Raw genomic sequence first — 16,270 nt, forward strand, 5'->3', positions numbered from 1 at the left:
TGAATTTTGAAAGTAAAAGTTTTTTCCGCTACAACACCCTATCCAAAGCAAAGGGTGGCTTTATCCCCAGAAAACTGTGAATCATATTACCTATAGACAACCTGATCACACCTTTCTCCACCTATTGAATCCCTAATAAAGACTGGAGTTATTGCTATTTTAAACGAATTGCGCATAATAAAACTACTCTCCTAGCCCCGATAGCAGTGAGAATCCTTTTCTCTCGTTTCTTTCACGAGAGAAAAGATTAAAACGAATAGCGGGAAACAGCTCCTAATGGAAATATCTGCCCTTTACCTATATATAATGAGTACCGATTTTGTTTTTAGACCTAATTGAAGCAACAAACCTTACATATATATTGTATGTATTTTTGTAATGGTCTATATTTGCATTCTTAAAATAACAAACGATGATTAAGATTACTTTGCCCGACGGGTCAATTAAAGAGTTTGCTCCAGGGATTACTCCTATGGATGTTGCCAAGAGCATTAGTGAAGGATTTGCCAGAAATGTAATTTCGGCTTCTTTTGATGGTACAACTGTGGAAACTACAACTCCTTTGACGACGGACGGCAGTCTTATATTATATACCTGGAATGACGAAGGCGGAAAAAAAGCTTTTTGGCATTCGACTTCACACGTAATGGCACAGGTTCTTGAAGAAATGTATCCTGGTATCAAACTAACACTTGGACCAGCCATATCCAATGGATTTTATTATGATGTGGATTTTGAAGATCAGAAAATTACAGATGCTGATTTCAAAAAAATTGAAGATCGTGTTCTTGAAATATCAAGAGGGAAGCATGAATTCAAACTGCGTCCTGTTTCTAAAGCAGAAGCTTTAGAACTATATAAGGATAACGTTTACAAAACAGAATTGATTACCAATCTTGAAGATGGAACAATTACGTTTTGCGATCATGATACGTTTACCGATTTATGTCGCGGTGGTCATATTCCTAATACAGGAATTATCAAAGCGATGAAAATTATGAGCGTTGCGGGCGCATACTGGCGTGGTGATGAAAAAAACAAACAATTGACTCGTGTTTACGGAACTTCGTTCCCAAAACAAAAGGATTTAACTGAATATCTAGAACTACTGGAAGAAGCGAAACGTCGTGACCACAGAAAACTAGGAAAAGAACTGGAACTGTTTGCTTTTTCACAAAAAGTAGGTGCTGGTTTACCATTATGGCTGCCTAAAGGGGCTGCCTTAAGAGACAGACTAGAGCAGTTCTTGAAAAAAGCACAGAAAAAAGGTGGTTACGAGCAAGTAGTGACTCCGCATATTGGTCAAAAAGAATTATACGTAACTTCAGGACATTATGCAAAATATGGTGCCGATAGTTTCCAACCTATAAGTACTCCAGCTGAAGGAGAAGAGTTTTTATTGAAACCGATGAACTGTCCTCATCACTGCGAAATTTACAATGTACGTCCTTGGTCATACAAAGATTTACCAAAGCGTTACGCTGAATTTGGTACTGTTTACAGATACGAACAAAGTGGTGAACTACATGGTTTAACTCGTGTAAGAGGTTTTACTCAAGATGATGCACATATCTTTTGTACTCCAGAACAACTGGATGAAGAGTTTAAGAAAGTAATTGACTTGGTACTTTATGTATTTGGTTCTTTAGGATTCGAAAACTTTACTGCTCAGATTTCATTGAGAGACAAAGAAAACAGAGATAAGTATATAGGCACAGACGAAAACTGGGAAAAAGCAGAAAATGCTATCATCAATGCTGCTGCAGATAAAGGATTGAATACTGTAGTTGAATACGGCGAAGCAGCTTTCTATGGTCCAAAGTTAGATTTCATGGTAAAAGATGCCTTAGGAAGACAATGGCAATTAGGAACGATTCAGGTAGATTACAACTTACCCGAACGTTTTGATTTGACATACAAAGGATCTGATAACGAATTGCATAGACCCGTAATGATTCACAGAGCTCCTTTTGGATCAATGGAACGATTTATTGCGATTTTATTAGAGCATACTGCAGGAAATTTCCCTCTTTGGTTGATGCCTGAACAGGCTATAATATTGTCTTTGAGCGAGAAATATGAAATATATGCGAAAAAAGTTTTAGATTTGCTAGAAAATCACGAAATTCGCGCCCTCATTGACAACAGAAACGAGACAATCGGCAAGAAAATCAGGGATGCAGAAATGCAAAAAACTCCGTTTATGTTGATTGTAGGAGAGGAAGAAGAGAAAAATGGGACTATTTCCATCCGTCGTCATGGACAAGAAGGAAAAGGGAATATCAGCGTTACGATAGAAGAATTTGCTGCTATAGTAAACGAAGAGATCAATAAAACATTAAAAGTATTTACAGTTTAACTTAAATTATAAAGTCATAGCAATAAGAAGCAACAGAGGTTACCAACCTCGCGTAGAAAAAAAAGATGCCCACAGAATAAACAGCCTTATTCGTGGTGTACAAGAAGTAAGACTTGTAGGTGAAAATATTGAGCCTGGAGTTTTTAAACTTTCGGAAGCTTTAAGATTAGCTGACCAATTTGAATTGGATTTAGTTGAGATTTCACCAAATGCTGATCCACCGGTTTGTAAAATCATGGATTATAAGAAATTTGTTTACGAGCAAAAGAAACGTGATAAAATCCTGAAAGCGAAATCTACACAAGTAGTCGTTAAGGAAATTCGTTTTGGACCTCAAACAGATGAGCATGATTACGAATTTAAGAGAAAGAATGCTGAGAAGTTCTTGAAAGAAGGTGCAAAATTGAAAGCATTTGTTTTCTTTAAAGGACGTTCGATTATCTATAAAGATCAAGGTCAAATCTTATTGTTAAGATTAGCTACAGATCTTGAAGAATTTGGTAAAGTGGAAGCGATGCCGGTTCTTGAAGGAAAGAGAATGATTATGTTCATTGCTCCTAAGAAGAAGAAATAAGTCTTAAAGTCGAAAGTCTTAAAGTCTAAAGTATTTAACTTTCGAATTTAAGATTTTAAAAACTTTCTGGCTAAAAGAAGATAAGTAAGTAAGAATAAATTAAAACACTAGGAAAAAATGCCTAAAATGAAAACCAAATCTAGCGCCAAGAAACGTTTTAAAGTTACTGGTTCTGGAAAGATTAAAAGAAAGCATGCTTTTAAAAGTCACATCTTGACTAAAAAGTCTAAAAAACGTAAATTAGCTTTGACTCACTCAGCGCTAGTTCACAAAACAGATATGAAAAGCATCAAACAACAATTAAGAATTATTTAATTAAGTCTTAAAGTTGTAAGTCAAAAGTCTTAAAGACTTTCGACATTCCACTTTAAAATTTTTGACTAAATAATCTTTAGGTTAAAACAATTTAAAATAACCTTGGAGTATGGCCATTAAGTGCTTTTGATTAAATTCAAGCCGCCTGCTACAAAAAAACAGTAAAATTATGCCAAGATCGGTAAATTCAGTTGCTAAAAGAGCAAGAAGAAAAAAAATAATGAAGCAAGCCAAAGGTTTCTTTGGTAGACGTAAAAACGTTTGGACAGTTGCTAAGAATGCGGTAGAGAAAGCAATGTGCTACGCTTACCGTGACAGAAAAGTGAATAAAAGAAATTTCCGTGCTTTATGGATTCAACGTATCAACGCTGGAGCTAGATTGGAAGGAATGTCTTATTCTCAATTCATCGGGAAATTGAAAGCTAACAATATCGAATTGAACCGTAAAGTTCTTGCCGATTTAGCAATGAATCACCCAGATGCTTTCAAAGCAATACTTAACAAAGTAAAATAAACGTTTTATAAACTCAATTTAGATTACTTACTTATATAGAAACCTCAATCGAAAGATTGGGTTTTTTTTGTTTTAAAATTTATTCTAAATAAAAAAATAAGCAATAATTACTATCGATTTTCATTAATGACTAAATTAAAATCCACACTCTTTCCATCTATTATGTTTTCATCTATTACAAGTTCTACATTCGGTCAAGCAAAAAAACAAACATAGGAAGAGAAACAAAAAAGAGATAGCAGATCCTAAAAATGAAAAGAATAATTTTACTATCTTGTTAAACCATCGTAAGCGTTGTCATAGTCTCCTATACCAATGATGAAATGGAAACAACTCCAAACAATAATGAACAACTAATAGCTGCAGATGTGCAGGCTGATGATATCGGTGGACAAAATGGGCAAACTCCCATTCCTCCTCCAAAACCATAATGTAAATTGTTTGATTAGATCGTTTTCATATTCTAATTAAATTCTGTATTTTCGGGAAATGCTACAAAAAAAGTTACATTTCCCGATTATCATTCTTTTACTGGTAATGTTTTTTGCCTTGTCCTCCTGTAAAAAGGAACAACCAAATAATAGCAAACCTAAAACCAATACCAATTATTCTGTCTATTTTACTCTTGCAGAAAAACATCTGGTAAATCAAGAAAATGATAGTGCCTTTTATTATTACAACAAATCAAAATTAGCTTGTAATTTAACAACGGATAATGAAAAGATAATTTATTCATTACTGAAAATGTCTATTATTCAACAAAATGAAAACGATTATTCAAGTAGTGAAACTACGGCTACTGAAGCCATTCCTTTTTTTCAAAAAACTACAAATCCCTATTACAAGTGTGCTGTTTACAATATATTGGGGATCAATTATGAGAACCTATTGGACTTTGACAATGCTATTATTAATTACAACCTAGCTTATCAAGAAGCCACAGATGAATTACAAAAAGCAATTCTTCAAAACAATGTCGCCGTTGTATATATGGACAAGCACGATTATCAGCGCGCCATACAAACCCTGATGCCTCTGACTCTAAAAAAAGAAATTCTTAATAACTCCGAAAACTATGCCCGAGTACTCGATAATTTAGGCTATTCCTATTATAAAATAGGTAATTCAAAAAGTCTTGACCATTTAAATCAATCTTTGAAAATAAGAAAACAGATAAAAGATGACTTTGGTATGCTCTCGAGTTATATGCATCTTTCAGAATTTCATAAAAAAAACAAACCCAAGCCATCCAATGATTATGCCCATTTAGCCTATGAGAAAGCAACCAAAATAAACAGTGTTGATGATCGCTTAAAATCATTAGCATTATTAATAGAGAATAGCTCGGGCAATGAATCGAAAGAATTCTCCATATTACACCTGCGCATCAATGACAGCATCAATAAGGTCAGACAAAAGGCCAAGAATCAATTTGCCAAAATCAAATATGATTCCAAGAAAGAGAGAGAAGAGAATCTAAATCTAAAAACGCAAAAGGCCGAAAATGCACTTCTGTTAGAACAACAAAAAAACAGAAATTTATTATTATACTTAGCCGTTGGAATTATAATTATGATAAGTGTTTTTGTATATAATTATCTGGTAGCCAAAAACAAAAGAGAAAAAATAAAAACTTCTTACAATACTGAAACTCGAATTGCTAAGAAACTTCATGATGAGTTAGCGAATGATGTCTATCATACTATGGCTTTTGCGGAAACACAAGATTTATCAACCAGCCAGAATAAAGAAATATTACTTACTAATCTGGATACTATTTATTCCCGAACACGAAATATATCCCGTGAAAACAGCACAGTAGAAACAGGAACATTATTTGTGTCTCATTTAAAAGAAATGATGTCTGGATTCAATACTGATAATGTGAATGTTTTAACCAATGGTATAGATTTGGTTGATTGGTTGGCTATAGAGAGTAATAAAAAGATAATTGTCTATCGGATACTTCAAGAATTGCTTGTCAACATGAAAAAACATAGTCAATGCAGTCTAGTTGTACTGACTTTCAAACAAAATGAAAAAAAATTACAGATAGATTATACTGATAACGGAGTTGGAGCAACTATAGAACAATTAAATTCAAAAAATGGGCTTCAAAATATTGAAAACCGTATTCGGACTATAAAAGGAACAATAACTTTTGATACTAAATCCGATAAAGGTTTTAAAGTACATTTTACTCTCCCAATATAATTTCTAATGTTTATTAAATTTAACTACCAAAATTAAAACAATTCAATCATCTAAAATACTGAGCTTAATTTAATTGGTCCTTAGAACTGTTCTTCTTCTAAATCCATACTATAAATTGCTTAGAAGATAGTCTGAATATTTTAATTAATTTCTGTATTTTCGATGAATGATTCTAAAAAAGTTACACCCCATAGTTTATTTTTTATCATTGTCATTCTTTTTAATACTTCATTCCTGTGAAGAAAAGGCGTTAAACAATCCCAATAAAAAAAACAATACTGCTGAAATTGATCGACTGATTGACCTAGGAGACAAATATTTTGAGAAATCAGAATATGATAGTTCCTATTATTATTTCAACAAAGCTAAAGCTACTTGTGATGAAAAAAAAGATGTATCTAAAATCATCTATTCATTATCAAATTTAGCAACCATACAACAAAATCAAGGAGATTATTATGGTAGTGAAACTACAGCTATGGAGGCGATTCCTTTTTTAGAAAAAACTAAAAATCCCAAATATAAATGGAATATTTACACTATAATTGGTATCAACTATTTATATGCATATGATTATGAGAATGCACTTTATTACTACAAAAAAGCATTAAATTTAAAAACTGATGAACTTCGAAAATCAGATATAAAAAACAATATCGCCGTAACATATATGGAAATGGGAAATCATATGCGTGCTATACAAATTCTCTATCTATTAACTTTCAAAAAAGAAGTTTTAAACAATGCCGAATCATTTTCTAGAATAATTGATAATCTAGGATATTCCTATTTTAAATTAGGAGATTCAAAAGCTTTTAATTATTTAAATCAATCCTTAAAAATAAGAACGCAAAGAAAGGACGACTGGGGACTGATTTCAAGTTATTACCATCTTTCTGAGTTTCATAAAAAAAGTAATGTCAATTTAGGTAATAATTATGCCCAACTAGCATATGAAAAAGCAACAAAGCTTAATAGCGTTGATTCAAGGTTGGAATGTCTAAAGTTATTAATAAAGAACAGTTCAGGGAATAAATCCAAAGAATATACTCTAAAATACCTTCATATTAATGATAGTATTACTAAGGTTAGACAAAAAGCTAAGAATCAATTTGCTAAAATCAAATATGATTTCAAGAAAGAGCAAGATGAAAATCATAAACTAAAAGCCCTAAAAATACTTCAATTAGAACATCAAAAAAAGAGAAATTTGATGTTATATTTAGTTGTGGGAATCATTACTGTAATAAGTATTTTTATAACTAATATGCTATTAGCTAGAAATAAAAGGGAAAAGATTAAAGCTTCTTATAATACCGAAATTAGAATAGCTAAAAAACTTCACGATGAATTAGCGAACGATGTATATCATACCATGGCTTTTGCAGAAACTCAAGATTTATCCACAATACATAATAAGGAAATATTGATTTCTAATCTAGACACTATTTATTCAAGGACACGAAATATCTCCCGAGAAAACAATTCTATGGAAACTGGACCATTATTTATAACTGATTTGAAAGAAATGATGACTGGTTTTAATACTCAAGAAGTAAATGTGATAACTAATGGAATGGATTCAATCAATTGGATGGTATTAGATGATAACAAAAAAATTATCATTTATCGTGTGATTCAAGAATTACTGGTCAACATGAAAAAACACAGTCAATGTAGTTTAGTTGTCCTAACTTTTAAAAAAACAGGAAATAAATTAGAAATAGATTACACTGATAACGGCCTTGGAGCAACATTAGAACAATTAAATTCAAAAAATGGGCTTCAAAATGTGGAAAACCGTATTCAGGCTATAAAAGGAATAATTACTTTTGAAACTAAATCAAATAAAGGATTTAAAGTACAATTTATTATTCCAATATAATACTCCATTCCTATGTTCCACAAAGTTTTAATAGCCGAAGATTTAGATAGTATTAGCATAGCAGTTGTTCAAGCTCTGGAAGAAATTTCTATCTTAGAAATTCATCATGCCAAATACTGTGATGATGCTTTTTTAAAAATAAAAAAAGCACTTCATGACAATCAGCCCTATGACTTATTAATTAGTGATTTATCATTTAAACCCGATCATAGAGAAAATAAGCTGAACTCCGGTGAAGAATTAATTGAGGCAGTAAAAAAAGTTCAACCTAACATCAAAACTATAGTATTCTCAATAGAAGACAAATCTTTTAGAATAAAATCATTATTCAATAACTTGGGAATTAATGCCTATGTATCTAAAGGAAGAGATAGTATTCCTGAGCTAAAAAAATCGATTCAACACATATACAACAATGAGGAAATAAAACCATCAGCTGAAATATCTCATGCTTTAAGAGACAAATCACTTTTTGAAATTGAATCCTATGACATTTCACTTTTGAAATCATTGTCCAAAGGCTTAACTCTTGAGGATATTTCATCCGAATTTAAAGACTCCGGAATTATTCCAAATGGTAGCAGCAGTCTTGAAAAACGAATCAGCAAATTAAAAATATATTTCAAAGCCAGTAATAATGTACATCTTATTGCTATTACCAAAGATTTAGGTTTAGTTTAAACTAATTTTTCCCTCTCTTATAAAAAAAACAATAAAAGCCATTTAAGAAAAATAATAATTTCAAATCCTAGAAATTGAATCTATTATTTTTTTTAATAATTTACCCCTTTTACGGTTTCCCGTAAAGAAATGATTTCTAAAGATATTAGGTTTGACCAATAAAACTTTAAATCATACAAAATGGCAGATTTCACGAAAGAAGACTTAGCATTTACTGGATATTCACAAACAATAGATGCTAATGATTATCCTAAAACTATCGAAGTTATTGATAGGATTTATGTTGATAAAACAGAAGAGTTTGAAGTAATTCATTTCTGTAATCAGTTTTTAAAGAAATATAAAGTTCCTAAAACCAAAGCAAGTTTTCAAAAAGCAGAAAGCTTTTTACAACATCCCTCTTTGGAAAACGAAATCTACAGATCTCAATTATTAGACTGGATTGCAAGCAATTGGATAAAAATATAATAGTTTTTAATTTCAATGCACTAATTCCTAATTTTAGAATATTTAATAAGCTACGAGAGCCTTTATAGTATTCTGGTATTTAATTATTTAATGGTTTACGGATTCCCGTAACGAATTCTCTTTTATCAAAGTTACTTTTGATGTTATAAAAAATTTAAGCCATTTTCAAAAAAACAATTTAGGTCATGAAGAAAAACGAAACTATATCCATTCAGAACGTACTAGAAAAAAATAAAGAAGAAATAATACTTAATAAATGGGATAAAAAACTCAATGACTATAATAATTACGTCAAAGAATACCTCATACATTATAAAAAATCTCTTAAAGGCAATAGCATTTCATTATCAAAATATCCCTATTTGAAAGTAAAATCAGAGAGCTTAAGTAAAAAACTGAATAGAGGAATTGAGAAAGAGCTATTAACAAAAAAGCAACTCACAAAGGTTTTTAAAATTCGAGAAAAAATAGTGAATGCATGTTGTAATTAATATACTATCTAAAAATAAATGAAAAAAATTATAGTTCTAGGACTCTTGATATTTATAGCATCATTCGCTTATACTTCAAAAAAACAACCAGAAAAAAAAAGAGATACACAAAATAAATATGATGTGAATGAAAAGCAACTAATGATGATCAATAGAAATAATCATTCATCATATAAATTTGATGAGCCAATAAATAACAACCTAAATATTTCTAATAAACAACGCCCAGTAAAACATTCTTCCAGACATCGAAAAGGAAAAATTATCTACTCAAAAACTCATACTTTTGTTTTGGAATAAAACACTATTTATTTTTTGTTTCAAATGAGGAAAACCGTAAAATAATACCTTTTTAAGCATGTAGTTTTGCTCCAATAAAAAACTAAACCAATGAAGTCATTAATTATTTTAAAATCTAATCTATTATACGCCGCACATATAACAATAATTCTTTTTGGTTCTATATGCCTCATTTATTTAGTATATAAAATCTGGAAAAGGAGATAAAAAATAGGTGTCAAAACTACTGAAAAAATCAAAGGTAAGACATCATTCTACCTATTCTAAAATACAAAAATTTAATTAACAGATTAGGAATAAAAAGATAAAGACATGATTAATAATGCTAAATTCGAGAAAATAACTATAGTTGAAAACGGACTAATTTTGAAATATAAATCAAAAACAAATAAAGAAATTTTATTTTCTGAATTAGATAAAATTTATATTACAATAAATGAAATAAAACCAGTTTATACGCTTTTAATTAGTTTCTCAGCAATTTGTCTAACACTATTTTCATATTTGTTTCTAAAAATTGACATAATCCCGCTTTTAGTTTTCTTGAGCATTATTATAATTTTTTTTAAAATGAATAATTTTAAATATTATAGTTTAGTCATACGTTTAAAAAATAGTGAGACTTTTGAAAAACAGGCGTCTACAAAATCAAAATATGAAACAATCAATCTTGTAAATTGTGTTCAAAAAGAGATTTACAATTATAAAATAAAAAAGGGTAATGAAACCGAACTTTAATTTTCAGTATGAATAGATGCTTAAAAAAAGAAATTCTTCTTAATTAAATGATTTAACTTTCGTTTCTAAATTGCTGTAAAAAGATTACGCATAAAAAGATAAAATATAAAAAAACTCCCATTAACTATCCTAACTTTAAATTGCTTAGTTTACATAAAGGAGAAAGTAGCAATATCGCTAATTAAAATTTATGAAACCCCTCTTTTCCCTGCTACTTTTTCTTATTTCAACCTTTTGTTTCTCACAAACTAAGCTCCTTTCTTGGAACATAGAAAATCTTGGAAAATCTAAATCAGACAAAACGATAAACTATATCGCTAATGCACTTCGTGACTATGACATTATTGCTATTCAAGAAGTTGTAGCGGGTTATGGTGGTGCTCAAGCAGTAGCCAGATTAGCGGATGAACTCAATCGCAAGGGAGCTAAATGGGATTATGTAATTAGTGACCCAACAAGCAGCAGTGCTTACAAAACGGAACGCTATGCGTTTATTTGGAAAACCAGCAAATTAAAAAAGATTGGCAACGCTTGGCTCGAAAAAAAATACCATCTAGAGATTGATCGAGAACCTTATTTTTGTACGTTCCAATATGAAAACAAGCAATTTACTGTCGTTAATTTTCATGCTATTACTAAAAATAGGCAACCTGAAACCGAAATTAAATATTTTAAATTTCTACCAGATGAATATCCCAACTTGAATTTAATATTTGCTGGAGATTTTAATTGTCCGCAATCTCACACGGTTTTTAATCCTTTGAAAAAAATGGGGTATCAATCGATTTTGGTTAATCAGAAAACCTCTTTGAAACAAGAATGCAAAAATGGTAAATGTCTAGCATCCGAATTTGACAATATGTACTATAAAACTTCAAAAATCAAAACTATAAATTCTGGAATTATTCCTTTTTATAAAAACTTTAATTCATTAAAAGAAGCCCGAATAATATCAGATCATATCCCTATTTGGTTTGAATTTTCTTTGAATTAAATTAGTCAAAAACTTCAAAATTATCTCCGTCAAAACTAGCAAAAACCATACTGGGATGCGAGTCCTGATGAAACATATTTCCTTTATTATCGATAGCAATTGCGCCTGCAAAACCATCATAAGGTTTTAGTTCGTTGAACGTTTTAGTAAAGGCTTCCGGCAATGTAAAACCATCAGTAACACGAGTCACAATTTTTGTAGCGGTGCCATTACTTACAATGTCCTCACCTACTCCTGTTAAACTCACACCGCAAAAAGCATTGGCATAATTCCCCGCTACAGTAGCCGAATCTGAAATGCGTCCGGGAATTTCAAATCCTTTTCCTCCTGTTGAAGTCGCTACAGCAATTCTTCCATTTGTATCTAAAGCGACACAACCCACAGTTCCGGTTCCTAGAGATTTTAGCTTTGCTTCATATTCCGCTCGACGTTGTGGAATCTCAGTTGAAAAAGCTTCAAAACCATTCTCTCTTGCAAAATTAGTGGCTCCACTCCCACCTAAAACCCTGTCATCATACTGCATCAATATTTGGGCAACCTGAACTGGGTTTTTCACTTCTTCAATATTGATAACACCGCTCATTTTCTGGGTTTCACCATCCATAACTGCAGCGCTCATTCTGATTTTTCCGTCACTTTGAATTTGGGAACCTAATCCCGCATTAAACAATTCATCATCTTCTAAAAGTGAAACTGCATAAACAACAGTTTCCAATGCCGAATGTGTTTTTAAAAAATCATACGAATCTTTTACGATTCGCTCTAATGCATTTTGTTTGGCAACTTTTGTTTCGTGATTAGTGGATGATTCCGAAAAAAAACCTCCGTGTATGATTAGTTTCATAATGTATTGGGTGTAGATTCCAGATTTAGATAGTTCTCTAAATACTAAATTGCTATCATATTTATATGTAGTGTGACGATTGAATGTGCATTTTATGTGTTTCAAGATTATAAGTATCAAATTTACTCATAACATGCGTTACCAAATGTGAGATTGATATTGGTTGGCCTAATTCCACTTTCGTCAAATTAGTGTCTTTTATTTCACGACCATCAACCAAAATAACCAACCCGGAACCTATGGCTTCCATTTGGGTATTATTGGTAATCAACAAACCCGTATCTTCACCAAGTCCTATTCCCAGTACTCTAGGATTACCTACAACAGCTTGAAAAAGTCTGCCAATTCGCCCGCGTTGTACAAAATGGGTATCGATAATAACTCCATCGATCAAACCTAATCCGCTTGAAATTTTCACTTCACCTTTCAATAAAGCTTCGGAACTACTGCCTTGATAAATCATAGTATTAGATGCCGCTGCTGCTCCTGCTGAAGTTCCGGCATAAATGAATTCTTCATTATGGTATTTATCCAATAAAATATCATGAAATGGTGTTCCACCAAGAATGGAAGTCAATCGCAATTGATCGCCTCCGGTAAACATAACAATATCTGCTGCTTTTAATCGGGCCAAAACTTCTTTATCTGCAGCTTGTTCCCGTCTTTCAATAGTAAGTATATCTACATTTTTAGCATTCAAATATTCAAAAGCCTTAACATATTCAGGACCTATTTCGCGTGGAATGATTGAAGCAGTTGTAATGACTTCAATTCGTGAATTTTCTTTGTGTTTTGATTCGTTTAGTATCCTTTTTAAAATGCCAGTTTCAAAAAAGTTTAAATTGCTAGTTGCATTTTTATCAAAATCGGTTTCAGTAAAACTTCCTTTATCTACAGCACCTCCTATTATTATTAGTTTTCCTAGTATATTCATTTAGCAAAAATAACCAAAAAGATAAAAGGAGCTATTGAACTATGCTTTTTTTTTTAATTATCACAAACTCAATATTTATTGTTTATTTTTAAGAAAATAAATTTTGATTCCTTTTTTTAAAAAGCTACTTTTAATTTAGTTCTTGCATTTTCCAAAAGAAAAACACACTATCGTCTTCTTTTAAAAAGAAACAAACCATATTAATTTTAAAACAAACCATTACCTATTAATCCTATTCCAAAAAATAATACCCCATTTTATGAAAATAATCAAAGTACAAGCCCTACGCGGTCCCAATATATGGAGCATCCAAAGAAAAAAATTAATCCAAATGCGATTGGATTTGGAAGAAATGGAACAGTTTCCAACTAATAAAATTGAAGGATTTAAAGAACGTATTGAAGCTATGTTTCCTACGATGATTGAACATCGTTGTTCTGAAGGCTGTCGCGGTGGATTTTTTTCCAGAGTAGAACGTGGTACCTGGATGGGCCATGTGATTGAACATATTGCTCTTGAAATTCAGTCTTTAGCAGGCATGGAAACTGGATTTGGAAGAACTCGAGAAACTAAAACTCCTGGAACTTATAATGTCGTCTTTAGTTATACCGAAGAAAATGTGGGTCTTTTTGCAGCAGAATCTTCTGTTGCCATTGCCGAAGCCTTAATTGCCGGAACAGATTATGATTTAAATGCCGACTTACAGAAAATGCGCGAAATACGAGAGCGTGTTCGGCTTGGGCCGAGTACCGGAAGTATTGTAGAAGAAGCCGTTTCCAGAAATATTCCTTGGATAAGATTAGGAACTAATTCTTTGGTTCAACTAGGATATGGAATCAATCAAATGCGTTTTCAGGCAACAATCACTTGCAAAACAAGCAGTATTGCGGTTGATATTGCTTGCAATAAAGAGCTTACAAAAAAAATGTTGGATATGGCATCAATTCCTGTTGCCAGCGGAAGTATTTGTGTTGACGAAGACGATTTGGCAGAGACCATAAAAAAAATTGGCTATCCTATCGTGTTAAAACCATTGGATGGAAATCACGGAAAAGGTGCTTCAATCAATGTTACTAATTGGGAAGATGCCGTTTCAGGCTTAGCTTTCGCCAAAGAATACAGCAAACGAATCATTGTAGAGAAATTTATTACCGGATTCGACTTTAGAATATTGGTAATTGATAATAAATTAGTTGCTGCTGCAAAACGTGTTCCTGCACATGTAATTGGAAACGGAAAAGATACTATTCAAGAATTAATTGAAACAACAAATCTGGATCCAAGAAGAGGATATGGCCATGAAAATGTGCTAACTCAAATTGATGTTGACAGAGATACCGAAGATTTATTGGAAAAACTAGGCTACACATTAGAAACCATTCCTAAAATTGGTGAAATTGTATTCCTAAAATCTACTGCAAACTTAAGCACTGGTGGAACTTCTGTTGATGTTACCGATATGATGCACCCGGAAAATATCTTTCTTGCCGAACGAATTTCAAGAGTAATTGGACTCGATGTGTGTGGAGTTGATATCATGGCCGAGAATTTAACACAACCGTTAAAAGAAAATGGTGGTGTAATTCTGGAAGTCAATGCGGCTCCGGGGTTTAGAATGCACCTTGCTCCTTCCGAAGGATTGCCAAGAAATGTTGCCTCACCAGTAATTGACATGTTGTATCCTCCAGGAAAATCGTGTCGCATTCCTATAATTGCTGTTACAGGAACCAATGGAAAAACGACCACCACCCGACTTTTGGCTCATATTGTAAAAAATAATGGATTCAAAGTAGGATTCACCACATCAGATGGGATTTATATTCAAAATCACATGATGGAAAAAGGCGATACAACCGGACCACTAAGTGCAGAATATGTTTTGAGAGATCCAACGGTAGAATTTGCTGTTCTGGAAACTGCTCGTGGAGGAATCCTTCGTTCAGGTTTAGGTTTTAGCCTTTGTGATATTGGAATCATTACCAATATTCAGGAAGATCATCTAGGTTTAAGTGACATTCATACTTTAGACGATTTGGCCAGAGTAAAAGCTACGGTTGTCAAAAGCATCAAGAAAAATGGTTGGGCAGTTTTGAATGGAGATGATGAACATTGTGTAAAAATAGGCCAAGATTTGAATTGCAATGTCGCTTATTTTAGTTTAAGCGAAGACAGTGATTTTATCAAAAAACTTTGTGCCGAAGGGAAAACAGTTGCCGTATATGAAAACGGATACATTACCATCAAAAAAGGAGAATGGAAAATCCGTATCGAACGTGCGACTCATGTCCCACTAACATTAGGCGGGAAAGCAAAATTCATGATTGCCAATGTGCTTGCTGCCACTTTAGCAAGTTATTTATGGGGATTTAAAACCGAAGATATCAGCTTGTCATTACAAACTTTCATTCCAAGTGCCGCCCAAACACCAGGGCGTATGAACATTTTTGAGTTTAAAAAATTCAAAGTATTGATTGACTTTGCACACAATGCTTCCGGTTATAAAGGTGTCGAAGAATATTTACAAAGTGTTGAAGCTACTAAAAAAATTGGAATTATTGCCGGCGTTGGAGACCGTCGCGACGAAGATATCAAAGAATGTGCTTCGATTGCCGCCCGAATGTTTGACCATATTATCATTCGACAAGAAAAATATCTGAGAGGAAGAACCGAAGATGAAATCATTAATTTAATCCTTGACGGAATTAAAAAATCAGGCAAAACTGTAACTTATGAAATTATCCCTAAAGAAACCGAAGCGATAAAACATGCTATAAATTGTGCCGAAGAAGGAAGTTTCATCACCGCATTAAGCGACGTTGTTACTAATGCCATCGACATTGTACAAGAATATTTAGACAAAGAAAACGAACATGGGATCGTTTAATTTTTTTCAATAAATGACAAAAGCTACTGTAACAAGTCGCTTTTTTTTTAGATAAATGATGACTGCATTTTATTA

Annotated in this window: 14 protein-coding genes; 12 read left to right on the forward strand and 2 right to left on the reverse strand. The window is 32.3% G+C overall.

The window, feature by feature from the left end; translation table 11 throughout:
- Positions 1-412 precede the first annotated feature (412 nt).
- From thrS to ACNQF8_RS06620, 11 genes are all read left to right on the forward strand, one after another.
- Positions 413-2,359: a threonine--tRNA ligase gene (thrS, locus tag ACNQF8_RS06570; protein ID WP_417953099.1), complete on the forward strand. Its 1,947-nt coding sequence runs from the start codon at positions 413-415 to the stop codon at positions 2,357-2,359.
- Positions 2,360-2,375: 16 nt separating this feature from the next.
- A complete protein-coding gene (infC, locus tag ACNQF8_RS06575; RefSeq protein ID WP_369800971.1) occupies positions 2,376-2,933 on the forward strand; it encodes a translation initiation factor IF-3 in 558 nt (185 codons plus the stop codon).
- Positions 2,934-3,050: 117 nt separating this feature from the next.
- On the forward strand, positions 3,051-3,248 hold the full coding sequence (gene rpmI, locus ACNQF8_RS06580) for a 50S ribosomal protein L35 (RefSeq protein WP_022827375.1): 198 nt from the start codon (positions 3,051-3,053) through the stop codon (positions 3,246-3,248).
- Between the two features lie 169 nt (positions 3,249-3,417).
- A complete protein-coding gene (gene rplT, locus ACNQF8_RS06585; RefSeq protein ID WP_099716008.1) occupies positions 3,418-3,762 on the forward strand; it encodes a 50S ribosomal protein L20 in 345 nt (114 codons plus the stop codon).
- A 489-nt stretch (positions 3,763-4,251) separates the two neighbouring features.
- Positions 4,252-5,976 carry an ATP-binding protein gene (locus ACNQF8_RS06590; RefSeq protein WP_417953100.1) on the forward strand — a complete coding sequence of 575 codons (1,725 nt, stop codon included), beginning with the start codon at positions 4,252-4,254 and terminating at the stop codon, positions 5,974-5,976.
- A gap of 166 nt (positions 5,977-6,142) precedes the next feature.
- Entirely contained in the window at positions 6,143-7,861 is a 1,719-nt protein-coding gene (locus tag ACNQF8_RS06595; protein WP_417953101.1) for a tetratricopeptide repeat-containing sensor histidine kinase, read from the forward strand.
- A gap of 12 nt (positions 7,862-7,873) precedes the next feature.
- The gene (locus ACNQF8_RS06600; RefSeq protein ID WP_417952571.1) at positions 7,874-8,542 is read left to right on the forward strand and encodes a DNA-binding transcriptional response regulator; all 669 of its coding nucleotides are present in this window, start codon (positions 7,874-7,876) and stop codon (positions 8,540-8,542) included.
- A gap of 180 nt (positions 8,543-8,722) precedes the next feature.
- Entirely contained in the window at positions 8,723-9,010 is a 288-nt protein-coding gene (locus ACNQF8_RS06605; protein ID WP_315211723.1) for a hypothetical protein, read from the forward strand.
- 185 nt (positions 9,011-9,195) lie between these two features.
- Entirely contained in the window at positions 9,196-9,501 is a 306-nt protein-coding gene (locus ACNQF8_RS06610) for a hypothetical protein (RefSeq protein WP_315211722.1), read from the forward strand.
- Positions 9,502-9,519: 18 nt separating this feature from the next.
- Positions 9,520-9,801, forward strand: coding sequence for a hypothetical protein (locus ACNQF8_RS06615; RefSeq protein WP_417952572.1), 282 nt, complete (start codon positions 9,520-9,522; stop codon positions 9,799-9,801).
- A gap of 928 nt (positions 9,802-10,729) precedes the next feature.
- Entirely contained in the window at positions 10,730-11,533 is an 804-nt protein-coding gene (locus ACNQF8_RS06620) for an endonuclease/exonuclease/phosphatase family protein (protein ID WP_417952573.1), read from the forward strand.
- Between the two features lies 1 nt (position 11,534).
- Here the strand turns inward: ACNQF8_RS06620 and ACNQF8_RS06625 are convergent, their stop codons facing one another.
- Together ACNQF8_RS06625 and ACNQF8_RS06630 are read right to left on the reverse strand one after the other, a co-directional pair.
- The gene (locus ACNQF8_RS06625) at positions 11,535-12,377 is read right to left on the reverse strand and encodes an isoaspartyl peptidase/L-asparaginase (protein ID WP_417952574.1); all 843 of its coding nucleotides are present in this window, start codon (positions 12,375-12,377) and stop codon (positions 11,535-11,537) included.
- Positions 12,378-12,438: 61 nt separating this feature from the next.
- Positions 12,439-13,311: a cyanophycinase gene (locus ACNQF8_RS06630; RefSeq protein ID WP_417953103.1), complete on the reverse strand. Its 873-nt coding sequence runs from the start codon at positions 13,309-13,311 to the stop codon at positions 12,439-12,441.
- Between the two features lie 259 nt (positions 13,312-13,570).
- Here ACNQF8_RS06630 and cphA point away from each other — a divergent pair, with 259 nt between their 5' ends.
- Positions 13,571-16,195 (forward strand): cyanophycin synthetase, encoded by a 2,625-nt coding sequence (gene cphA, locus ACNQF8_RS06635; RefSeq protein ID WP_417953104.1) that lies wholly within the window; start codon positions 13,571-13,573, stop codon positions 16,193-16,195.
- Positions 16,196-16,270 lie beyond the last annotated feature (75 nt).

The sequence above is a fragment of the Flavobacterium labens genome (genome assembly GCF_048286755.1).
GTDB lineage: Bacteria > Bacteroidota > Bacteroidia > Flavobacteriales > Flavobacteriaceae > Flavobacterium.